Origin of the sequence: Chryseobacterium sp. HMWF035 (genome assembly GCF_003094695.1) — a bacterium.
GTDB lineage: Bacteria > Bacteroidota > Bacteroidia > Flavobacteriales > Weeksellaceae > Chryseobacterium > Chryseobacterium gambrini.
On record NZ_QEHP01000057.1, the window covers coordinates 71,042 to 93,988 of the forward strand.

General features: G+C 36.9%; 18 protein-coding genes. 12 read left to right on the plus strand and 6 right to left on the minus strand.

The features are described 5' to 3' along the window. Positions 1–41 precede the first annotated feature (41 nt). From DD829_RS09750 to DD829_RS09770, 5 genes are all read right to left on the minus strand, one after another. Complete coding sequence (locus DD829_RS09750; protein WP_076396314.1) at positions 42–485, minus strand: ABC transporter permease; 444 nt, start codon at positions 483–485, stop codon at positions 42–44. Between the two features lie 72 nt (positions 486–557). Further along, positions 558–989 carry a hypothetical protein gene (locus DD829_RS09755; protein WP_108410583.1) on the minus strand — a complete coding sequence of 144 codons (432 nt, stop codon included), beginning with the start codon at positions 987–989 and terminating at the stop codon, positions 558–560. After that, positions 989–2,128: a beta-ketoacyl-ACP synthase III gene (locus DD829_RS09760; protein ID WP_076396318.1), complete on the minus strand. Its 1,140-nt coding sequence runs from the start codon at positions 2,126–2,128 to the stop codon at positions 989–991. Before DD829_RS09760 ends, DD829_RS09755 begins: the two co-directional genes overlap by 1 nt. Before the next feature lies 1 nt (position 2,129). Continuing rightward, positions 2,130–3,044, minus strand: a complete 915-nt coding sequence (locus DD829_RS09765; RefSeq protein ID WP_108410584.1) for a hypothetical protein — start codon at positions 3,042–3,044, stop codon at positions 2,130–2,132. Positions 3,045–3,084: 40 nt separating this feature from the next. Further along, positions 3,085–6,690, minus strand: coding sequence for an MMPL family transporter (locus DD829_RS09770; protein ID WP_228408160.1), 3,606 nt, complete (start codon positions 6,688–6,690; stop codon positions 3,085–3,087). 244 nt (positions 6,691–6,934) lie between these two features. Here DD829_RS09770 and DD829_RS09775 point away from each other — a divergent pair, with 244 nt between their 5' ends. The 12 genes from DD829_RS09775 to DD829_RS09830 all read left to right on the plus strand — a co-directional run bounded on the left by DD829_RS09775 (position 6,935) and on the right by DD829_RS09830 (position 21,899). Further along, positions 6,935–7,942 carry a hypothetical protein gene (locus DD829_RS09775; protein WP_108410317.1) on the plus strand — a complete coding sequence of 336 codons (1,008 nt, stop codon included), beginning with the start codon at positions 6,935–6,937 and terminating at the stop codon, positions 7,940–7,942. After that, positions 7,939–9,078, plus strand: coding sequence for an EpsG family protein (locus DD829_RS09780; RefSeq protein ID WP_076396324.1), 1,140 nt, complete (start codon positions 7,939–7,941; stop codon positions 9,076–9,078). Before DD829_RS09775 ends, DD829_RS09780 begins: the two co-directional genes overlap by 4 nt. Positions 9,079–9,392: 314 nt before the next feature. Further along, positions 9,393–12,863, plus strand: a complete 3,471-nt coding sequence (locus DD829_RS09785) for a T9SS type A sorting domain-containing protein (protein ID WP_108410316.1) — start codon at positions 9,393–9,395, stop codon at positions 12,861–12,863. Positions 12,864–13,000: 137 nt separating this feature from the next. Then, complete coding sequence (locus tag DD829_RS09790) at positions 13,001–14,149, plus strand: hypothetical protein (protein ID WP_108410315.1); 1,149 nt, start codon at positions 13,001–13,003, stop codon at positions 14,147–14,149. Positions 14,150–14,200: 51 nt separating this feature from the next. Then, positions 14,201–16,777, plus strand: coding sequence for a type I DNA topoisomerase (gene topA, locus DD829_RS09795; protein ID WP_108410314.1), 2,577 nt, complete (start codon positions 14,201–14,203; stop codon positions 16,775–16,777). Between the two features lie 166 nt (positions 16,778–16,943). Beyond that, entirely contained in the window at positions 16,944–17,537 is a 594-nt protein-coding gene (locus DD829_RS09800) for a Crp/Fnr family transcriptional regulator (protein ID WP_108410313.1), read from the plus strand. 66 nt (positions 17,538–17,603) lie between these two features. Continuing rightward, positions 17,604–18,182 carry an NAD(P)H-dependent oxidoreductase gene (locus DD829_RS09805; protein WP_108410318.1) on the plus strand — a complete coding sequence of 193 codons (579 nt, stop codon included), beginning with the start codon at positions 17,604–17,606 and terminating at the stop codon, positions 18,180–18,182. A gap of 71 nt (positions 18,183–18,253) precedes the next feature. After that, on the plus strand, positions 18,254–18,952 hold the full coding sequence (locus DD829_RS09810) for a type 1 glutamine amidotransferase domain-containing protein (protein ID WP_108410312.1): 699 nt from the start codon (positions 18,254–18,256) through the stop codon (positions 18,950–18,952). A 9-nt stretch (positions 18,953–18,961) separates the two neighbouring features. Further along, entirely contained in the window at positions 18,962–19,906 is a 945-nt protein-coding gene (locus DD829_RS09815; RefSeq protein WP_108410311.1) for an aldo/keto reductase, read from the plus strand. 121 nt (positions 19,907–20,027) lie between these two features. Next, complete coding sequence (locus DD829_RS09820; RefSeq protein WP_108410310.1) at positions 20,028–20,291, plus strand: hypothetical protein; 264 nt, start codon at positions 20,028–20,030, stop codon at positions 20,289–20,291. A 140-nt stretch (positions 20,292–20,431) separates the two neighbouring features. Continuing rightward, positions 20,432–20,809 carry a cyclophilin-like fold protein gene (locus DD829_RS09825; protein WP_108410309.1) on the plus strand — a complete coding sequence of 126 codons (378 nt, stop codon included), beginning with the start codon at positions 20,432–20,434 and terminating at the stop codon, positions 20,807–20,809. Further along, positions 20,799–21,899: an alpha/beta hydrolase gene (locus DD829_RS09830; RefSeq protein ID WP_108410308.1), complete on the plus strand. Its 1,101-nt coding sequence runs from the start codon at positions 20,799–20,801 to the stop codon at positions 21,897–21,899. Before DD829_RS09825 ends, DD829_RS09830 begins: the two co-directional genes overlap by 11 nt. 94 nt (positions 21,900–21,993) lie before the next feature. On the opposite strand, the gene DD829_RS09835 is transcribed toward DD829_RS09830, so the two are convergent. Next, on the minus strand, positions 21,994–22,809 hold the full coding sequence (locus DD829_RS09835) for a hypothetical protein (RefSeq protein ID WP_123906841.1): 816 nt from the start codon (positions 22,807–22,809) through the stop codon (positions 21,994–21,996). Between the last annotated feature and the right edge of the window lie 138 nt (positions 22,810–22,947).

Below are 22,947 nucleotides of genomic sequence, written 5' to 3' on the forward strand. Positions count from 1 at the left end.
AAACAAAGAAGCTGATCTTTTGGAACAGCTTCTTTGTTTATTTATGATTTCACTTCCTGAATGAATAAATTAATTTCACTTCTTATGAGCAGTTCTTCGTTATGAAAAGTCTCACAAAAAATATGACAGATGTTTTCAAACTGCGAAATCAATGATGCTTTTGAGATAATTTTGTCGCCGACTTTGGGCAAGGTAAATATCTCAATTTTCTTGATGTTGGTAATGAAGCCTATAACTTTTGTCTCTGCTTCCGGATTTTCAAAAAAGCTTTGTCCTAAAATTGAAGAGCAGGTTTGTGCTGCATTTTCAATGAGTCCAGCTTCAACGAATTCATTATTGTGAACAAAAATGTTGTCTTCTTTTATTTCAAAGGAAGTAATCACTTTTTCTTTAGTCAATTCCAAAATATAGTCCGTCATTAACATCGGTTCGCGATGCGGGAGAAAGTTGTGGATATTGATGATGTTTTCTTCCTTGATTTCCATTACATTTTCTATTGTTTCTGAATTTATTTTCTATCGCAAAAAGCGCAAATTTTAATTCAAATATTTAATAATTTACATGACAACAGTTTTCATCTGAGATTTTGCAATAACCTCACCGTTCAGTTTCGTTACGATATCTACCAAAGTTACACCCATCATTTCATTGATGATAGAAACTCTTGAAGTTAATGTATCGCCTAATTTTGGTAATGCTGTAGCCTCAAATGTTTTAATGGCACCAATATAACCTGTCGGAGCTTCTTTTCCCAGCAGATAAAATTGATAGCCTGTGTGCAAAGCAACACTCTGCGCCTGATGCTCGATCATTCCCGAAGCCTGAAAAATTCCGTTCTGAACAAAAATATTGTCTTCTTTAATTTCAAAACCTGAAATCAGGTGGCTTTCGGAATATTCTGAAATGCTGTTCACCATGACGAAAGGAAATCGCTGCGGAATTAAGCTTTCCACAAAATTCTGATCGGATGTCGGTAGTCTGTTTTCCATTAGCAAACCGTTAACAAAGCACAGGAATAAGCAAATCTTCCGCTTTCAGGAACACAAAGAAGTACTTTTTCTCCTTTTTTCAGCTTTCCGGAATTCATTATTTCTTCCAAAGCTACAAAAATAGAACCTGCACCGATGTTTCCGATATCTGAAAGGTTGTAGAACCATTTTTCCCAAGGGAAATCCAATCCTACGTTGGCAAATTCTTCTTTAAGACCTTCTTTAAAGTATCCTGAAGAAATATGTGCCAAAACATGATCAACGGTTTCCGGATCAAGCTGATGTTTGTCGAAAGATGATCTTAAACTTTCGGCACCTTTTACCAGAATATATTTATCTAAAATTTTTGTGTCCTGTTTTAATGCAAAAATAGACTGTTTCAGCCATTCGTCGGACGGATAATCTGCCCATGATTTCAGGCTTCCGTCTTCCTGCTTTTCGCATCCTGCGTACATACAGGCTTCGATCTCGTGTGCGTAAGAATAGAAATCAATCCATTCTACTTTAAGATTCGTAGCATTTTCTCTTGGTTTGTTTTCAAGTAAAAAAGCGCCTGCTCCGTCGGAAAGCATCCATCTTAAAAATTCTCTTTTGAAAGCAATGATGGGTCTTTCTTCCAGCAAAACCAGATTTTCTGCTTCGTGGTTGAATTTATCCGCCGTCATCCATGCAGACATTCTCTCGGAACCGGCGCAGACTGCCTGATCCTGAACTCCTGCTTTTACAGAAAGAAACCCGTAATTCAGGGCATTCATTCCCGAGTTACAAAGTCCTGTTGCGGTATTTATTTCAATAGATTTCCCAATGTTCAGTTCACCGTGCACCATGGATGCGTGAGAAGGCTGGATCTGATCCGGAGAAGTAGTTCCCACAGACAATAGTTTCATGTCTTCTTTTTTGAAGTTTTCATCAAAAAGTCCTTCAATGGCTTTTGCCGTAATCTGGGCATTGGTATGTGTAGGATTTCCTTCTTTATCTAACGCGTAGTATCTTGTCGTAATTTTGTTATTTCTTAAAATAAGAGCTTTCGCTTTAGATTTTGCACCGTTTATATAACCAAGATACGTTTCCATTTCATCATTAGAAACCGGCTCATTGGGTAGGTATTTTGATGCTTTTGTTATAAATACGTCGTACATTCTATTTTAAATTAATTCCTTGTAAATATTCTCTTTGTTTCTTTCTCTTAAACCAGAAAACAGGTGTTGTTAATAAGTGTAAAACCAATACGATAGGTGAAATGATCCATATCGCAGCCATCAAATATACCTTAAAGAATTTAATAAGCAATGGTCGTTTTTCTTTTTTCTTCATGATGAGGTTTGACCAGATGGTGAAAATTTTGTTTCCCACTTTCTCTACCCTTACCAGAAAAGCGCGGATTTCCACCGCTCCGTTTCTCACCAGATCAGGCTGTAAAGTATCAAGATCATTATTGCTGAAATGTTTTTCAATAATTTCCCCGTATTTTACAGAGCCTTTTATTTCTTCCTCCGAAACTCCGGCGGCAGGAAGAATTCCCGATTTTTCTTTTTTTCCGGTAGTCAGCCAGCGAAGAATCGTAAGAACACTGGTGTAATTGTCGTGTCGGTCTACCAAAGCGATATTTCCTACCAATTTGGCGTTTAAGTTCTTTAAATATACTTTCAGTTTTTCCTGAGAATACATCCACATATTTCTCGTTGCCGAAACGGTAACAACCGGAGTGCCTTTTAAGATATTTTCTGCAAAACCACTTTTCAGGAATGAAATGATCGGGATGGACGGTGTTAAATACCAAACCTGATAACCAAAGATAATCAAATCAAACTTTTTGTTAACCACTTCTTCCGGCGGCGGCAGAATTTCACTCGGGATCTGAAGATAAGATTCCGGAAAGGTGTTGAAGAATACATCATTCGGCCACGGAAAAGGGAAGTCTTTTTTCAGCGTAATGTTGTAATACGTTACACGGTACTCTTCCTTTTTGGCTTCAAAAGGACGGGCAATATTTTTTACAATATCGGTAAGCTGTCCGGTTTGTGAATAATATATAACGAGTATATCTTTTTGCATGGGTTCTCCTTATTCGTTTACAAAAATATGCTTTTCATATTTATTTTTCAGAACGAAATACTTTTAAAGCTTCTGAACTGAATTTCAGTGTATAATTATTATTTTCCGGTAACGTATTTTCCACATTCATAAAAATGATGGTTTCAGGAAGATTTTCCATTTGGTCTGCTTTGAAGTTTTTATCCGAAACCAGAAGAACGTCTATCTTTTTATCAATTTCCGTACTGTTTTTTATGTATTTAATTTTCCTTCTTTTTACCAAATAAATCTGTTCTGCGATTTGCCTTTTTTCTTCATCTTTCATTAAGCTGAAGATTCTTCGGCTCGCCTGCTGAAGCGTGAGTAAAACATCTTTCTGCCCGAAATCATCTGCAATATGCAGAATATTGGCATCTTTCGGAAGGTGCTTATTCAGCTCAAAATAAACCGATTTGTTTTTGTTAAAATCTTCTTTTACTTCATTTACCACTTCATTATCTTTATATAAATAACTCAGGAAGAGTTTTTTCTTAAAATAATTTTCATCCTCCAGCTCACTTCGGAACTTCGCAAACTGTTCCCTGAAAAAAGCATTGATCTTTTTTGTTCTTTCGGAATAATTTTTCCCGAAGTGTTCATCATTTTTATCAATTCTGTCGCCCACTTTTACGGTAATTGAACCGTCATAAATAATAAAGTCTCCTTTCGGCTGTACTTCAGAATTTCCGTGAATATAAACCGGAACCACATCCAGTCCGAATTCTTCTGCGATATAAAAAGCTCCTTTGTGAAATCTTTTGATATCGTTGGTATAAGACCTTTCTGCTTCAGGAAAAACAACCAGAGAATAACCCTGATCTACTTTTTCTCTCAGCTTTTCCATTCCGTTTTCAATACCCTGAGAAACGGGATAAAATCCTAATGCTCTCACAATCTTTCCGAAAACAGGAGAGTTGTACACCCAGTCATTCACCAGATAAATGATTTTATGTGTTGTCATGGCTAGAGCCAATGTATCCAGAAACGAAGTGTGATTGGCTATAATGACTGCGGGTCTGCTGAAATCTTCATTCGGGTTTTTAATGAGCTTTTTCTTTACAAATGGATTCGTATAAAGGACAGAAGTTAAAAATTTGGCTAAAATTAATTTAATAAAGTTCAGCGTTTTGCCTTTTGATCGCTTCACAAAGATGCTTCCGATGGCGGAAAACAGCAATCCTCCTAATCCGTAATACAGGAAAGACAATACTGCATTGAAAAATAACCTGAAGGTAACCGGAGAAAGTCCTTTTTTAGCCCTGTTCGTAATCAGCAAACGGAACCAGAACGGATATAAGGTTGAGGTGATGATGATCACGGAGAACATCCCGATTAAAGCCACCAAAGCTAATGAATGCAAAGCAGGATGTTTGGCGAAAATTAATGAACCGATGGATAAAATGGTCGTGAAAACCGCCAGAATAATGGATGTTCTGTAGGTAGGAAGCTCGTTTTTTCCGGTAGTGTGCTCTTTCTGCATTGCCTGGGTAAGGAAAATACTGAAATCGTCGCCGACCCCGAAAACCAGAGTGCAGACAACGGTGCTGAAAATGTTCAGTTCCAGACCTAAAAAGTAGAGAATTCCCGCTGTAACCACTCCCGTTAAAACAATCGGGAACATCGTGAGAACCGTTAATTCAAAATTACGGAAGAATACAATGATCGTTAAAATAATCGCTAAAAGGGAATAATTGATTAAGGTATTAAAATCATTTTTCAGCAAACCCAGAAAGTTTTCGTTCATCTGTTGACGGTCGATTGCCAAAGCATCATGCTTTTTTTCAACGTCTTTAATGAAAGCGTCCCTTTTCTTTTCGTCTACTTTTACGACATTGGAAACTGTGTAAAAATTGTTTTCCTGGCTCAGAAATTCAGAAATCTGGAGTGCTTTTACTTTTTCGTAATCTTTTAAAGTTAACGTAGAGTAGCTTTTATTTAAATTCTCATTGAACTGATCGAAAGCAGAACTGTTAAATCCGAATTGATTTCCATTTTTAATTAATTCATAAACTGTCTGATTCTTTTTATTTTCGTCCCAGAATTTTTTCCAGTTCTCAATCCTTTTTTGCTGGTCTTTTTCAGAAAGAACCACATTCCCGAGAGAATTGTAGCTTAAAATTTTTCCTTCTTTTTTTTCTTTTTCTAAAAAACGGCTCAGCTCAGAATTTCTGGTTAAAGCCTGTTCTTCGGAATCGCCGTAAGAAATCGTATAGATGGATTTTGACGTAATATCGGATAACTTCTGAAGTTTTGCTTCGCTTATTTTTAAATCTTTCGGAATATAATTCAGATCACCGATGTCTTCGTTAAAACCTACTTTCCTGAAACCGAAAAGACACGCAATAATAATAACCGAACAGATAATAATTAAAGGTTTGTTTTTCTCATACGGATACGAACCGATTTTGTCGATGAAATTTGCATTGACTGCTTTTTCTTTTTTCTTCGGATGATACAGTTGCGGAATGATAATTAAAGCCGTAACGGAAGATAAAATAACCGTTATTGCGGCGAAAAGTCCCAGATCTTTCAACGCTTCCGAACGTACAAAAACAAGGCATAAAAAAGAAACCGCCGTTGTTGCGCTGCTTAAAATAATAGGCTGCGTAATTTCTTTGTAAAGCTCTTCAATATTGTTGTTGTGTTTGTAATGCGTCAGAATATGAAGGGCGTAATCAATGGTGATTCCTATCAATATGGCTCCCACGCTCAGAGAAATTGCTGAAATTTTGTCTTTAACGAAGTATAAAATCAAAAGAGCGAGTAAAACTGAGAAAACCGTGGGAAGAAATACAATAATCGGCGTAAAAACATTCCTGAAATAATAGATAAGAATCAAAAGAAGAACGGTCATGGAAATAATAACCGTATTCTGAATGTCTTTTTTGATCTGTTGTGCATTCGCAACCGCAATGACAGGCGAACCAAAATAGCTGATTTCTGTTTTTCCTTTAAATTTTGCGTTGAGGTTTTCTTTGATGGTATTTAGCTGATTAACAAATGCTTCGTTGTTTTTGGTGTCGTTACTTTTGTTTTTTGGATCAATAAAAAGCAGCAGGTTTTTCCCGTCTTTGGTTACGATATAATTGTCTTCCAGCTTAAAATCTTTGCTGATGTTTAAAGCGTTGAGTTTTTTGATTCCCAGAAAGGTAATTCCGAGCGGATCTTTTTTGATGAATTCTTTGGTAACAAGACTTGTGGGCGAAACCAGAGAAACGTAGTTGTTTTCAACCTGTTTGGCAATGCTGTCTTTCTGAAGTTTTCTCTCAATTTCTTTGTAATCGTTTTCATTGAGAAATAAAGGGAGATTCTGATTGACGAAATCGAAGGTTTCCGAAATTTCATTATCGTTTACTTTCCCCTGAACCGAACTGATGAATTTTTTCAGAGGTTCAATTTCATGTAAAAAAGAATCCGCAGTCTCCGAAAGCTGAAAATTTTCTTCTTTGGATCTGTTTTCGATAATCACGATGATCTTGTCTGAAAAATTAAGCTGTTTCAGAACTTTTGCGGTAAGATCGGATTTTTCGTTTTTTGGAATGATCTGATTAATGTCTTCCTCAAAATTGATTCTTGAAGCGAAAAACAGACACAAAACGGCGATTCCGACCGCAAAAAATACGGACAAAAGTTTGTTTTTAGAGATCAGATAGTATAAAAATATGAAAAAACGATGCATTACATTATAAAAATCGGGTTTGCAAATTTAAATTTTTCAGAGGGAGTTCAAAATGTTTTATCAATAAGTTTTATCTGAAAATCAATAAAATATTTACACAAAATGAAAAAAAAATATACTTTTGCAAAAGTTCCCAATTGATGAAGCCTGTTTTAAAACAAAAATTGACTAAGTCTAAAACTTAGGTTTTGATATGTTTAAACTATTTGATGAAAAAATAAACGGATTTTTATTTATTATAATCTTTCCTTTCCTCCTCTTCTTCATGTCTTATTACGGATTTGAGACTTCTTACGTTGTAGGAATTAAATCCTGGGAAAAAGCGCCGGATTTTATGTTTTCGTCGGTCTATGCATATCGAGTAATCCCGAATTATCTGAGTGTTCATGTAACGGAGATAATGATTTTTGTGGTGAATAACTATCTTCCTTTTGCAAAAAGTTTTCTTTTGAAGCAGGGTTCATTGTTTTACCACAGTACTTTTTTAATCAATGCTTTCTTCTTTCTTCTTTCTTCGCTTGTTCTGCATAAAATTTTAGAACTGAAACCGGTGGAAATTCTTTCCAACGAAAAAGTAAGGAGAATGGTTCATCTTATTGCGGTGTTTTTTATCGTCATTCTTCAGTATGTTCCAACCAATTGCGACTGTATTGCTTTGTTTTTCTATGTTTTAGGGATGTTTTTAACACTAAAATATTTACAGTATAAAAAACCTACGGATTTATTGGGATTAAGCATCGTTATATTTATTTCGACTTTTGTGCGGGAAACTGCCTGTCTTAATATCGCTTTCTTTGCAGCGGTTTTTATTGATCCTGAAAATCTGAAGAACAGAAAGTTCGCTTTCGTAAAAGAAACTTCTTTGCTGGTGATTGCGTTTATTCTTCCTTATATTGCTTTGAGACTGGTAATTCCGCAGAAAGCTTCTTTTGTGGAGGGAATTTATTTAATTAAAAATTTTACAAGTCCTTATAATCTTGCAGGACTTTTGTTTGGAATTTTAGGCGTTTATTTCAGTTATGGTTTTTCTGATGAGACCGGAAAGATGATGATGAAAAAATATTTGTTTTTTGCGCTGCCGTATCTTTTAATGATTACTTTAGTGGGGCTTTTCTGGGAAGCCAGATTGTTTATGCCTTTGCTGATTACGGGAATCGTGACGGCTTCTTATCAGTTTAAAAATAGTTTACCGGAAAGATGAGTTTACTGCATCCATATTACATCATTGCAATTGTCTATATGCTGATTTTCAGTTATCAGGAAGTTTTTCATGGTAAAGTTGAAAAAAAATGGCTTTGGTTCTTGGGGATCTATCTCATGATTATTGCAGGACTTCGCGATCAGGTCGGTCCGGATTACGGAAGTTACCGTGGGATTTACGTGTATTCCGATACCAAAGATTACATTTCACTCATTATGAAAGGTTTGGGGATGAAGGGACCTCAACCGATCGAAGTAGAGTGGCTGTATGTACTCATCAATAAAATTTTACTGAATATTTTTAACGCGCCTTTTTATATTCTCACCTTGGTTATAGCTATTCTCGCAATTTATTTCAAAGTAGAATATACAGAGGATAATACATTTTATCCTTTCACTTTTATGCTTTTTATGTTCATTCCCGGGTTTTTTATCGGGGAAAGCGGACAGATCAGGCAGAATCTGGCTTCGTTTATCGCTTATTTCGGAATGAGATATATTAAAGAGAGGAAGCTGATTGCTTATCTTCTCTGTATTTATCTTGCAGCGGGAGTACACACGGTTTGTTATATCCTAATACCGATGTACTGGTTGGTAAGAATACCGCTGAACAGATTTGTAATGCTGTTTATGATTATTACCTCTGTTTTCCTTTCTCCGTTTGAAGTGTATCGTGTCTTTGGGGATTTTATGACGAGTATTGCTTCAGACAGTACCGTTTCCATAGGTTTTAACGGTTATGTAGATGAAACGGTGGAAAGGCTTAACGGAGCGATCGGTATTCCTGAAGTGATGATGGCGATTCTTACCTTTTTCCTTTTTGTTTTCGATGAAAAGATGAAAGAAAAATTTCCTTATTACGAATACCATCGTGCTTACGTTGTAATCGGGGTTTGTTTTTATTTCATTTTTAGGGATAATCCTATTTTCTCTTCGCGTCTTGCAGGAGTATTCATTGGGTTTGCCTACATCATTATTCCTAATGCAATGTATGTGGTTTCGGGAGGCACAAAAAAGATGATCTATTCTTTTATCATCGCCCTTACTGTTTTCAACTTTGTTGTATTCTCTAGCTTTAAAAATATCGTAAACGGAAGGTTTACATGGGATTTGTATAAGAATCATATTTTACCGTAGAAAAGCTTAAAAATGCTATCAATATACTGGGACAATGCTGAAAAGCGTTGTCTTTTTTATTTCAATTATCTGTCAAATTATCAGAATGTTAAAAATTAATTCAACTTACAATTTATTATGAAAAAATTAGAGAAAAAAATGTATTTTCGCAGAACCTGAGTTTAAAAATGAGATATTAGCATCTATAATTCCGAATTGTAGATTATTCTTGTGTGAATTTCTTTTATTGCGGGGTTATTTATAAAATAAATTGATTTTTTTTAACAAGGGTTTAAATGTTGTATTGTGTTTGCAACAGCATAAAGTCAAAGGATATGAAAAAATCATTTACAAATCTCGCGGCACTTTTAAGTTGCCTGTTTGCGCATGAAATCGATGCCAGACAAAGCTTTAAGATAAATAAATCTGATGATTGGACAATATCAGAAAAAGCATATTCCACATATTCAGATTCATTAGTGAAATCTTTGCATAAAGATGATCTTCTTATTAACAATAACGGAAAGCTATTTGTTCCGGACTGGAAGAAAGCGCCCAACAGTTATATTTTTGATCCCAGCCAAAACAGCAACGGTATTTATATCCCGGTAAAAAAAGCCTATGCAATGTGGGGAGAGGATAAATTACTGGGTGGAAAACCAATTCCTTCCGGTAAGATAACAGCCGATGTTCTTTGGGAAGATGTTCATGGGTTAATAAAATCAGATCCTGCCTACAGGCTCGAAATAATAGATTCCGGTGAAAATGCTAAAATTAAAGTTCCGGTAAATAAATCTAAAAAAGGAAATGCGGTAATTGCTTTCAGGGTAGACGGAGAAATCTACTGGTCGTGGCACGTTTGGGTTACAGATGATCCTTCCAACGGATCTGCCTACAAAAGTTATCCCAATGTGAAAAGACAAAAAGCAGACGGAACCATCGAAACCATTCCCGATGAAGAATGGGGCTGGATGGATAGAAATCTCGGAGCAGTAAGCCGTTCTATAACGGCAAACGACTGGAACAGAAACGGAGGACTGCTGTATCAGTGGGGAAGAAAAGATCCTATTCCGCCATTGGTTTACAGGGGGAATGATTTCTATGAAGTTTCAGGTTCAATAGGAAGGATAAGACACCGCGGCGCAAAAAACTTCACCGGAGCAGCAAATTTTGATAATTTAAGAAAATTTGTCCTGCTGTCTAATGCTACAGTCTCCAATAATCTGAAGCTTTCGGTAAAAAATCCTTTAAGTTTAATCTATGTAAATAAAGACGATAACACAGGGATTGCGTACTATAACAACAATGCAAATCTGATGGTGAACTGGTTTGGTAAAATGCCGGGGTTGAATGACAGTCAGCTCCCGGAGCTCAATCTCTGGTCGGATAACTCTCAGGGAAAAGTTACTTCAGGATATAATGCAGAAGCTGCAGCACAGCCTTACCGAAACAAATCTTCCTATGATCCTTGTCCGAACGGATGGCGCGTTCCATCAGCATTAGTTGCCAATCTTGCTTCTCCTACTTATGTTGATGATATTCGGGTAGATTTTTCTCCATTTGGCGTAAGAACGAATATGTCTAAAAATGTTTTTGAAAGTAATAATTACCATAAAATAAAGCCTACGGATTCGGGAACGCCAAGTTTTATGACCAATTTTAAGCTGTATCCTAATTTCGGTTTTGATCTTTCGAATGCAGGAGGTTTAAATATGGGAATTTTTCCCGGTACAGGAGCCATTGTTCTGAATGCGCATCAGGGACAATTTACGGATCAGCACCAGACAACGCTGTGGACGGCAACTATGGCGAGACATTTTGATACAACGCCTTCTGTAGGAGCCAGAACATTGTTTTTAATTCCGGACAAAATGCAGCCGGATATTCCGGATTCCGGTTATCCTGACGTGAAGGGGAGATACTGGTATTTTCCGCTCGCGGGAAATTCTACAACAGATGCGGCAGGTTGCAGATGTATAAAAGATCCTTTGTATGTTATTAACGAATATGATTTCCCTACAGAATATATTGTCTCTGAAACCGAATATCGGGAAGGAATCAACAATCCGAATACGTATCAGGTTGTGAAAAATACTTCAGCTTTTACCGTGGAGATTCCTGTAAGCAAGGCATTTTCTGTACAAAGTCAGCTTCTGAACAATAAAGAGATTTTAAACTCGGTTAATTTTAATAACCTTAAAGCCAATATTCTTTGGACCACCAATACAGGTTTGGTGAATAATATAACGGTTGTTAATCCTTCGCCAACTTCTCTGGGAGCAATTTCTTCCTCCAGAATTACAGTCACCATTAATCCTAACCAAAGCGGAAATGCGGTCGTTACTTTACATAACGGAAGCATCACAAATCCTGTATACTGGTCATGGCATATTTGGGTAACCGATACAGCTATTGGTTCTTATAATTATACAACCGAACTGCCTGTAACTTCAGTGACGAACTACGTAAATTATGTTCCGAAAGCAGATAATGTTTTTCAGACAGAATTTATGGATAGAAATCTTGGTGCAACCGATGTTTTTCCTGTTGTCGCTAATCCGTTAACGCCAACTGCGGCTGAACTGGCAAAAATTAAAGCTTCTACTGGACTGCATTATCAGTGGGGAAGAAAAGATCCGTTGCCGATCTTCCAGTATGCAGACGACAGAACGTCTCATCCTGTTTATCTTGGAAATACCGCAAACGGAGTTTTAACCTATACAACACTTTCAGCGGCTTCCTACAACGATCTCGCCGGAAATTATATTGTACCTTACAACACCTACACCAATTCGGCAAATGCCAATGTTTCGGCTGCTGATAAAATTTCAGATAAAGTTTCAAAAGTATTGTCGTATTCTGTTAAAAATCCATTGGTTTACATGATTCCGAGTGCGTTTGCGCCGTATAATTCATCAAATCCTTTGTATACCAACGGAACCGACTGGCTTGCCAATGAGCCGAATCTTGCACCTGAACGATGGGGAAGAGGAGGCAAAAAATCTCCGTTTGATCCTTGTCCGGAAGGATGGAGAATTCCTGATCTTACCGGAGTCATGATATCAACAGGGCAGGATTTCGGGTTTACGCCTTGGTATAAAAAAGATAAGAATGCAGCCACTTCATACAGCATCATTACAGATTATCTGGGACAGAGAGTACGAAGAAGTGCTTCCGCGAGTTATACCATCGGATATATGTTTAATGATTCGTCTTACAAAACCGGGAACTATCCGAATTCCGGATCGCGTGGTTTCAGAAGTGTAACGGCAAACCAGACCGCAGCAGGAACTTATAATTTCATCAATTATCAGTATCCCGGAGTGTGGACTGCTGCTCTGAATTCAAATTATATCGGAAGACCGGTTAATATTTTATTTGATGCCGCTTCTACCGCCAACCGAATGATTGCTTTTCATGATAACAACGATCCGTATTTCGGGATGAACTGCCGTTGTGTAAAAATTAAATATGATGCCGAAGGAAATGAAGAAGGGGTAATTCCTAAGCTTCAGATTACATCTTTACCGGCTTCAAAACCTTCTGCACTTTTAAGTAAGAATGATGTTCAGGCAATGAAAGAAGATAAAATTTCATTCTTTCCGAATCCTGTAAAAGAGGAACTGTACATCAAAACACCGGATAACCGAGAAGGATATTATTATCAGATCTACAATATGTCCGGACAACTGGTAAAATCCGGAAAATTCGAAGGCGGGAAAACCAATCTCTCGTCATTGATTACCGGAACCTATTTACTGAGAATCAACGATTCAAAAGAGATAGTAAAAATCATTAAGGAATAATTGATATAAAATAGCAACCCGAAGAGAAATAAAACCGTAATTAAGTTAAAATCATTATTTTTGAGTCTTAAATAATGAAAACAAACTGAAAGCTGTTTTGTTTCTCTTTTTTTGTTCCAAATTTTTCAAAACACATTATGAGGCTAGAAAAAGTCGTATCGAATTTCAATATTAAAATTGGTATCTATTTTTTAATTGCCGTTACGGCAGTTTATACGCTTGTATTCACCTACTATTACAATCTTAAGGACGACGGATATATTCTTGGAGACTGGCTCATCAATTATCAGGATGGAGGTTTTAAAAGAAGAGGATTGTCCGGAAGCTTTTTCTTTCTTTTGCAGGATCTTACTGGATTGCGGTTAAATTATCTGGTCTATTTCGTACAATTTTTAATTATTTCCGGATTTTTCTGGCTGTATACCAAACTCATCCGGTATAAAGCTACCGATTTGCTTTATTTTTCACTTTTACTGTCTTCTATTGGTTTTGTGGGACTTTTAAATACGGTAACCTATGTCGGAAAAAAAGAATTTATCGTTTTTCTTTTATTTACATGGTTTGCCTATTTGCTAGACAACGGTAAACTATCAAAGAACAAAGAATATTTTTTCTGTATTGCACTTTTCGTAACGACCTTTCTGCACGAAGTTGTTTTGTTTTACGTCCCGTACTTTGCGATCGCTTTATATCTGAAAACAGGAAAATTTGAATTTAAAAGATATCTCAAATATTTTCTTTCTGTTGGAATTCCCACGCTTTTAATCTTGGCTTTTGGTAAAAATATAAACGAAGGAAGATCTCTTCAGATTCTTTGTGAAAGAGGAGTTCATCCTACCTACGGAATTTTTTACTGGAACATTAATGAAAGAGATTACATCAGACAACACAGCTGTGAATATGTTCTCTATTTTTTAAGTTTAGCTTTAAGTGTTCTGCATATTGGTTATTATTTAAAATTTCTAAATGACCGAAAGATTTTATCTATATTGTTGATTGGAGCCTTTTTGTTTTCATTTCCTCTGTTTTATCTTGCTATTGATTGGGGAAGATGGATGTATATTCATATGATGTTGATCATTGTCCTTTTCGCTTTGCTGTTAAGGAAAGAACGCAGCATTTATGCATTCGAACCCATTGTTATTAACCGTAAATTTTACATCACCCTTTTCATCATTATTTTCTCATTAATATATAGAGTAGAGATTTCCGGAAAAGGCTTTACCTTCGAAGGAATTATCTACAGAGTCTTCGTTGCACCGCTTGAATTATTAAATAAAATGTAATTCAAAAAAACTATCTAATAAAAAAACTTTACTTTTGCAAAAATTTCTGGAATGTCGAAAAATTTAGTAATCGTTGAGTCACCGGCAAAAGCAAAAACTATTCAAAAGTATTTAGGTAAGGATTTCGAGGTAAAATCAAGCTTCGGACACATCCGGGATTTGCCTAAAAAAGGAATGGGGATTGATCTGTCGACCTTCAGTCCGGATTACGAAGTTTCTGCCGACAAAAAGAAATTGGTAAGCGAACTGAAAGCTGCCGTAAAAAAAGCCGAAATGGTTTGGCTGGCTTCCGATGAAGACCGTGAAGGAGAAGCTATCGCATGGCATTTGGCAGAAGAACTGAAACTGAAGCCCGAAAACAGAAAAAGAATTGTTTTCCATGAGATTACCAAAAATGCCATTCTGAAATCTATTGAGAATCCGAGAGATATTGATCAGAATCTCGTAAACGCTCAACAGGCAAGAAGAGTTCTCGACAGGATCGTAGGTTTTGAAATGTCTCCGGTTCTCTGGAAAAAAGTAAAACCGGGATTATCTGCGGGAAGAGTACAGTCCGTTGCCGTAAGATTAATTGTAGAAAGAGAAAAAGAAATCCGTGAGTTTGTGCCAAAAGCAAGTTTTAAATTAGACGGAATTTTCTTAAATAAAACAAAGCAGGAAATTTCTGCGAAGCTTAAAAAGGATTTTGACAAAGAAGAAGAGGCTGAAAAATTCCTTGAACAGGCAAAAACCACCGAGTTTAAAGTTTTAAATGTTGAAACAAAACCCGGAACACGTTCAGCTTCGGCACCTTTTACCACTTCTACTTTACAGCAGGAAGCTTCTTCGAGATTAGGATATAATGTAACCAACACCATGCGTCTTGCACAGAGACTATACGAAGAAGGATACATTACCTATATGAGAACCGACTCGGTAAACCTTTCTCAGGAAGCGATTGAAGGCGCAAAAAAACAAATTGTCTCAGAATACGGAGCGGAATATTCTGCACCGAGAAACTATACCACAAAATCCGCTTCTGCACAGGAAGCTCACGAAGCGATCCGTCCTACAGATTTTGCTGTTAAAACAATTGGAGATGCCCAGTTGAACAGATTATACCAGTTAATCTACAGAAGAACACTCGCTTCTCAGATGGCGAATGCTAAAATTGAGAAAACGGTGATTGAAATCGGGAACACAAAACTTCCGCAGCATTTTGAAGCACAGGGTGAAGTCATTATTTTCGACGGTTTCCTGAAAGCATACGGAATTGTAAAAGCAGAGGAGGATGACGAAGAAAACAATGAAAAATTGCTTCCTAAAGTAATCGTAGGAGAAACTTTAGACTATAAAAAAATAACCGCAACCGAAAAGTTCACAAGACCGAGCGCAAGATATACCGAAGCAGGTCTGGTAAAAAAACTGGAAGAATTGGGAATTGGTCGTCCATCGACGTATGCACCGACCATTCAGACCATCCAGAACCGTGAATATGTGGATAAAAGAGAAATTGAACCGCAAACAAGAGAGGTGGTGAAAATTTCTTTGGCAAATGATACCATTAAAAAAGAAGTCCTCGACGAGAAATTCGGAGGAGATAAAAATAAATTCGTTCCAACCGATACAGGTGAGGTGGTAAGTAATTTCTTGACGGATAACTTTAAAGAAATCTTAGATTACGGCTTTACGGCAAGAGTAGAAGAAAGTTTCGACGAAATTGCAAACGGTGACCAGAAATGGAAAGAGATGATGACGGATTTCTACTCAAAATTCCATCCGAGAATTGAAGATGTGGAAGAAAATGCAGACCGTGCAACCGGAGACCGACTTCTGGGAGTAGATCCGAAAACAGGGAAAAATGTTCACGCAAGAATCGGAAGATTCGGGGCAATGATCCAGATTGGGGAAACTGACGATGAAGAAAAACCGGTTTTCGCTTCGTTAATGGCGGGACAGAATATTGCAACCATTACTTTTGAAGAAGCGTTGGAACTGTTCAAACTTCCATTTGATTTAAATGAAGTGGACGGACAGCCGGTTTCTGTGGGAGTCGGAAGATTCGGTCCTTATGTGAAGTGGGGCGAAACGTTCATCAGCATTCCGAAAGGAGAAGATCCGCTTTCTGTAGATCAGAAACGTGCAGAAGAGATCATCAACGAAAAGAAAATCGCAGATGCACCGATTGCAACATACAAAGGGGAACCGGTAACGAAAGGAAGCGGAAGATTCGGACCATTCATCAAGTACAAAGATATTTTTGTGAACGTTCCGAAGCGATACGATTTTGAAAACCTTTCTCAAAGCGACATCAATGAATTAATTGATGCCAAACTCGAAAAAGAAGCGAACCGATACATCCAGCAATGGGAAAAAGAAAAGATCTCCATTGAAAACGGAAGATGGGGACCTTTCATTAAATTTGGAAAAGCGATGTTCAAGATTCCGAGAAAAGCAGATGATACCAAATATGAAGGAGAAGAGCTAAAAGAAATTTCTCTTGATGAGGTTAAAAAATGGATTACCGATCAGGATCCGAAAGCTTTTGCAGAGAAAAAGAAACCTGCAGCAAAGAAAGCTACAACCGCTAAGAAAACAACTACTACCAAAAAGGCAACTACAACAAAGAAGCCTGCCGCGAAAAAGTAGAGGAATTTAAAAATATAAAAGCACAGATTTGGTCTGTGCTTTTTGCTTTTCTATGAATTCATTTTTAAATTAAAACAATAATTCTTTCTCTTTTAATCGGATACAGGTTTATTTATCAAATGATTTCATAAATTTGATAAAATAAGTACATAAAAAAACACAAAGTATGTATCAGCAGATTATAAATTATTTTGAACGCGTTGCCGCTTTAAATGAAACTGAAAAAGATCTTCTTAAAGAGCTGTTTGTCCATAAAAGCTATAAAAGAAAAGAATTGCTGCTGCGTGAAGGAGAAATATGCAGCAAGTTCTGTTTTATTTTGAAAGGCTGTATGCGGATGTATATGGTAGATGAAAAAGGGACCACTCATATTCTTCAGTTCGCTGCTGAGAACTGGATTATTGTGGATGCGCTGAGCTTCAGAGAGCGCACTGCTTCAAACCTCAGTATTGATACACTGGAAGCTTCCGAAGTTCTGTACATTACTCCGGAAAACTTAAAGTTGTTATATGAAAAAGCTCCGATATTCAATTATATTATTCGTGAGCTGTTGGAGAAGCATTTAACAACCATCCAAAGAAGGCTTCTGCAATACATGAGTTCTACCGGCGAGGAAAGATATCTGGCTTTCCAGAAAACATACGCTCAGTTTGCCAACAGACTTCCTCAAACCCAGATTGCGGCTTATTTGGGCATTACTCCGGAGCATTTAAGTAAAATACGCAAAGACATTACCAAACCCAGACATTTTATTTCTTAAGATACATTAAGGGTAAGAGGCACTGTGCCGTTCTACATTTGCATTATCAAATTAAAATAAATGAAAATGCAAAATGTACTGATTGTCTCCGGACACCCCGATTCAGAAAATTCTTATGCCAATACAGCCGTTTTAGAAAATATTTTAAAACTTTTTCCCGATGCCGGAATAAGCCGTTTAGATCAGCTTTACCCCGATTTTCAGATTAACGTAAAATCTGAACAGGAAAAACTTGTAAATGCGGATGTAATTATCTGGCAGTTTCCCCTGCACTGGTATTCTTTTCCGGCTCTGATGAAAAAGTATATTGATGATGTGTATGCTTTCGGTTTTGCGCACGGCGCAGGCGGAGATCAGCTGAAAGGTAAAAAGCTGATTCTGTCATTCACTACAGGCGCATCAGAAGATCTGTATGATTATGGAAAAGCAATGAATTATCCGATTGGGGATTTTCTGCCTTCGCTTATCCAGACCGCCAAACTTTGCCAGATGGAAATTCAGGAGCCTGTTTATTCTACGGGAATGCAGTATATCCCCGGTGTTTACCCGATCGAAACTTTAGAAATGGTAAAAGCGAAAGCAAAAGACCACGCCAACAGATTAGCTACCGTAGTGAGTGAAGGGTTACTGATTAAGAAAGACTAAAAAACAGATTTCATTCATAGAAATTAGATTGATATAACAAACTGAAAAATAAATTCAAACAAAACAAAAAGATGAATACAGTATTAAAACCTGTTCTTTGCGTTGTTACAAGCAACGATGTAAAAGGATCTACAGGTATTCCGACAGGATTTTGGTTAAGCGAATTAACGCACGTTTTAGACCAGCTTGAAAAAACGGGTTTACAGTATGAGCTGGCTTCTGTAAAAGGCGGAGAACCTCCCATTGATAAAGACAGCCTCGATATGTCTGATTCTGTAAATGAGCATTATTTTAACGATGAAAAATTTCAGCAGAAATTAAAGAATACCATTAAGATCGATGATGCAGATGCTTCCAGATATTCCGCAATATTTTTTGCAGGCGGTCATGGTACCATGTGGGATTTTGCAGACAGCGAAGGCATACAGAGAGTTACGAAAGAAATTTATGAAAACGGAGGCTTTGTTTCTGCGGTTTGCCACGGTCCTGCTGCATTAGTGAACGTTACGCTAAGTGACGATACTTATCTGGTAGACGGTAAAAAATTAGCTGCTTTTACCAATGACGAAGAAGCGGAAGTTCAGGCTACGGATATTGTTCCTTTTCTTCTGGAAACCGCTTTGGCAGATCATGGAGCATTGCATCATGCGGCATCCAACTGGGCAAAAAACGTAATCGCGGACGGTCGTCTTATTACAGGACAGAATCCGGCTTCCGCAGCAGGTGTGGGGGAAGAACTTGCAAAACAGCTTACCAATAACAGCAAATAAAATTCAACAATGAAAAATTTACCAAAAATAGCATTGGGAACATGGTCTTGGGGAGCAGGTTTTGCCGGAAGCGATCAGGTTTTCGGAAACCACTTAACCACCGGTGAGTTAAAACCGGTTTTTGATGCCGCCGTGAAATACGGACTGAACTTGTGGGACACTGCACTGGTTTACGGGATGGGATCTTCCGAAAAAGTGGTGGGCGAATTTATAAAGGATTATCCGCGTGAAGATCTGTTTATATCTACCAAGTTTACCCCTCAGTTTGCAAAAGAATCGGCGAATCCTGTGGAAGAAATGCTTCATCAAAGTTTTGAAAACTTAGGGACAGAGTATGTCGATTTTTATTGGATTCACAATCCCGTAGGAGCGCCCAAATGGGTTTCCGGTCTTATTCCTTTGCTGAAAAGCGGAAAGGTGAAGAATGTGGGAGTTTCCAATCATAATCTGGAGCAAATACAACAGGCGAATGATATTCTGGCAAAAGAAGGCTTTAAAATTTCTGCTGTTCAGAATCATTACAGTTTATTGTACCGTTCTTCGGAAGATGCCGGAATTTTAGATTACTGCAACCGCAACGATATCACGTTTTTCGCGTACATGGTTCTTGAACAGGGAGCTTTGTCTGGAAAATACAATACGCAGAATCCTTTGCCTGAAGGAAGCGGAAGAGGCAATACATACAATAAGATACTTCCTCAGTTGGAAGAGTTGACGAATGCAATGCGAACCATCGGAGAGCGTAAAAATGCCTCGGTTGCACAAATTGCTGTGGCTTGGGCGATCGCGAAAAGAACTTTGCCTATTATCGGAGTTACTAAAATCGATCAGGTAGAGGAAATGGTAAAGGCATCCGTTATAGAATTGTCTCAGGATGAAATGGATACCCTTGAAACACTCGCCGCAAAAGCAGGTGTAGATACCAAAGGTTCGTGGGAAGAATCTATGGTGTAGTTTTTTGCTTACCCTGTAAAATATAAACGTATTTCTTAAGATAGATTAAGGGTAAGAAGCCGATACGCAGCCTAAATTTGCAGTATTAAAACAGTTGATAACAATTTAAAATGATAAAAAAATGAAAACAGTAATCGCAAACGTAATTAACGATTTAGCTAAAATTCCAAATCTGGACGAATTAATGCCTAAAGAATTGGCAAGAGCAACAGAACTGGTAGAACAGGGAACATTAAAACATCTGTTTATAAAGGATGATCATATGGGAGCCGTATTGGTTTTAGCAAATGTAAATGCAGAAGAAGCCAAAAAAGTAATGGAGTCTTTCCCGATGTTTCCTCACTTTCAGGAAATTATCTATACCGAAACAGAACAATCTTTTTAAGCCTTACGCAATAGAAAGCCAGTAGTATTGCTGACTTTCTATTTTTACTAAAACGAGGTTTTTGTTCTGAACGTTTCTGCAGGCAAACTATTCATTTAAAATAGGATAAGCACAAAGATCAAAAATCAAATACAGAAAAAATGAATCTCAAGATCACAATAAACAGCAAAGTATTTAAGGTTAATCTACAGGATAACGCCACCGCTAAAGCCTTTAAGGAATTGTTGCCTCTTACGCTTGATTTGAAGGAGCTTAACAGCAATGAAAAGTATGCGGAATTGCTTGAATCCTTGCCTGTTAAAGCGTCAAGTCCCGGGACGATTCAGAATGGAGATCTCATGCTTTATGGAAGTAATGTTGTAGTGTTGTTTTATAAAACGTTCTCCACTTCTTACGCCTATACCAAAATTGGAAAAGTAGATCATGCAGATGATTTGGCGGATGCTTTAGGCTCAGACAATGTACTCGTAAAATTTGAATCAGACTCACCATATGAAACCGTTTATAATGAAAAATAGAGTCAAAATATTTATCATGACCTTATTCGCTTTAGGAATCTCCTTCAGCCAGGCTCAGCAGTCAAAAACTAAAAAATTAAACACAATGGAACAGGCAGACCAATATACTTTCCGGTTGCACGAAAATGTATTACGCAAAAAAGTAAGCTTTAAAAACCGTTACGGAATTACCCTTGTGGGAGATCTCTATACTCCAAAAAATGCGGGCAACAAAACCCTTCCTGCATTGGTGGTGAGCGGACCTTTCGGAGCCGTGAAAGAACAGTCGTCAGGATTATATGCAAACGAACTGGCCTCTCGGGGTTTTATCACCTTAGCTTTTGATAATTCTTTCACAGGAGAAAGCGGAGGTGAAGTCCGTAATGTCGCTTCGCCTGATATTTTTACGGAAGATTTTTCGGCGGGAGTAGATTATTTAGGATTATTGCCGAATGTAGACCGTGAAAAAATTGGGGTTATGGCAATCTGCGGATTAAGCGGAATGGCGTTAACTGCTGCGACAAGCGACAGCCGGATAAAAGCTGTAGCAACTGCTTCCATGTACGATATGTCCCGAAGCATTTCAAAGGGATATGCCGATTCTTATACTGATGAACAGCGTCACAAAATTATCGATTATCTGAGTGAGCAACGCTGGACAGACGCAAAAAACGGTAAATATGATGTGGCTTTGCATGAAATTCCGTTTGATGATAAAGGAAACTTAATCATTATAAAAAGCGGATTGCCGGATCAGCTTCCTCCCGATTCCAATCCTGTTTTAGCGGCATTTTACGATTATTATAAAACGCCGAGAGGATTTCATCCGAGATCCATTAATTCTACAACAGCATGGACGGCTACAACACCGGTTGCCTTCTTCAATTTTCCTATGGCAGCCAATATAAAAATGATTTCACCGCGTCCGATTTTGTTGATTGCAGGAGAAAAAGCACATTCCCGCTATTATTCGGAAGATCTCTACAAATCAGCTTCCGAACCAAAGGAATTATATATTGTTCCCAATGCTAATCATGTTGATTTGTATGATAAGATGGATAAAATTCCATTTGATAAAATTGAGGCTTTTTTCAAGATGAATTTAAAATAGAACTAAAGAAAGTCTACCGAAAAATAATAAGAAGCACAGATTTGGGTCTGTGCTTTTTTATTGTTTTTTAAAGTGTCTCACTTGGAAGCATGCTTTACGGTTTTGTGAAGTCAGGAGTCATTTTTAAAATTTCTATTTCCAAGCTTTTCAGTTTCTCAAAATCAATCTCTAAATTTTTCCATGCTTTACAGTAATTATTTAATGCAGCGATTATTACTTGAATTGAACTAAATAAATGATTAATTTGTGAGGATTGTTTATTGTCTTTATATGGCATATGAACTAAATCAAAACTCAATTCTCCAAAATGTTCCAGCTTTGAAAAGGTGTTATACAAAATGTAAGCTACACCGATGAGTTGGTAGGGTTTATCGTTAATAGAATTTTCTAGTACAGAATCAACTAAGGAACCTACATTAGTTATTATTTTTTTAAATTTTTCGTTACCATTTTTTTCGTAATATTTAGGGTTGGCTCTTATTATCTCTAAAATTTTTTCCTGCTTTTCTTGTTCACTCCATTTTCGAATTTTACTTTCAATTTTTATTGAAGATTTTATATATTTAATGTGCTCAAAGTTAATGCTGTTAATTAATTTTATTTGTTCTTCATCATTAGAGGAATTTACAATTATGTATTCTGAAATAATTATATCATTTAAAATAGCTCTAATAATTATAAATAAAGGAACCTGAAAACTTCGGACATTATCAAAGTTTCTAATGAAAATGTTTGCTCCATTAAGTGAGTCAATTGTCTTCAGGATAATTGTGTAAAAGTATTTTTCATCTTCTTTAATGAACCTATGGCTGTTGAGGATTTTTTTAATAACCTCTTCTTTATAAAAATCGATGAGCATTAAAATTCTCGAAGAAAGTTTTTCAAAATATTTTTCTGAGTTAGACTTCATCTTAATTAAGATTTTTTATCGGTGAACTGACTAAATTAGTAAATTTTATATTTAAAGAAATTTAAACAAGATTATGTGTACTAACAATCTTGTGATAACTCAAACTCTTAACGTCACTTAATAAGTGATTCCTTATTC

Coding starts and splice junctions, on each gene's coding strand:
- DD829_RS09750 (WP_076396314.1), bottom strand. CDS start 485: ATGGAAATCAAGGAAGAAAACATCATCAATATCCACAACTTTCTCCCG.
- DD829_RS09755 (WP_108410583.1), bottom strand. CDS start 989: ATGGAAAACAGACTACCGACATCCGATCAGAATTTTGTGGAAAGCTTA.
- DD829_RS09760 (WP_076396318.1), bottom strand. CDS start 2,128: ATGTACGACGTATTTATAACAAAAGCATCAAAATACCTACCCAATGAG.
- DD829_RS09765 (WP_108410584.1), bottom strand. CDS start 3,044: ATGCAAAAAGATATACTCGTTATATATTATTCACAAACCGGACAGCTT.
- DD829_RS09775 (WP_108410317.1), top strand. CDS start 6,935: ATGTTTAAACTATTTGATGAAAAAATAAACGGATTTTTATTTATTATA.
- DD829_RS09780 (WP_076396324.1), top strand. CDS start 7,939: ATGAGTTTACTGCATCCATATTACATCATTGCAATTGTCTATATGCTG.
- DD829_RS09785 (WP_108410316.1), top strand. CDS start 9,393: ATGAAAAAATCATTTACAAATCTCGCGGCACTTTTAAGTTGCCTGTTT.
- DD829_RS09790 (WP_108410315.1), top strand. CDS start 13,001: ATGAGGCTAGAAAAAGTCGTATCGAATTTCAATATTAAAATTGGTATC.
- topA (WP_108410314.1), top strand. CDS start 14,201: ATGTCGAAAAATTTAGTAATCGTTGAGTCACCGGCAAAAGCAAAAACT.
- DD829_RS09800 (WP_108410313.1), top strand. CDS start 16,944: ATGTATCAGCAGATTATAAATTATTTTGAACGCGTTGCCGCTTTAAAT.
- DD829_RS09805 (WP_108410318.1), top strand. CDS start 17,604: ATGCAAAATGTACTGATTGTCTCCGGACACCCCGATTCAGAAAATTCT.
- DD829_RS09810 (WP_108410312.1), top strand. CDS start 18,254: ATGAATACAGTATTAAAACCTGTTCTTTGCGTTGTTACAAGCAACGAT.
- DD829_RS09815 (WP_108410311.1), top strand. CDS start 18,962: ATGAAAAATTTACCAAAAATAGCATTGGGAACATGGTCTTGGGGAGCA.
- DD829_RS09820 (WP_108410310.1), top strand. CDS start 20,028: ATGAAAACAGTAATCGCAAACGTAATTAACGATTTAGCTAAAATTCCA.
- DD829_RS09825 (WP_108410309.1), top strand. CDS start 20,432: ATGAATCTCAAGATCACAATAAACAGCAAAGTATTTAAGGTTAATCTA.
- DD829_RS09830 (WP_108410308.1), top strand. CDS start 20,799: ATGAAAAATAGAGTCAAAATATTTATCATGACCTTATTCGCTTTAGGA.
- DD829_RS09835 (WP_123906841.1), bottom strand. CDS start 22,809: ATGAAGTCTAACTCAGAAAAATATTTTGAAAAACTTTCTTCGAGAATT.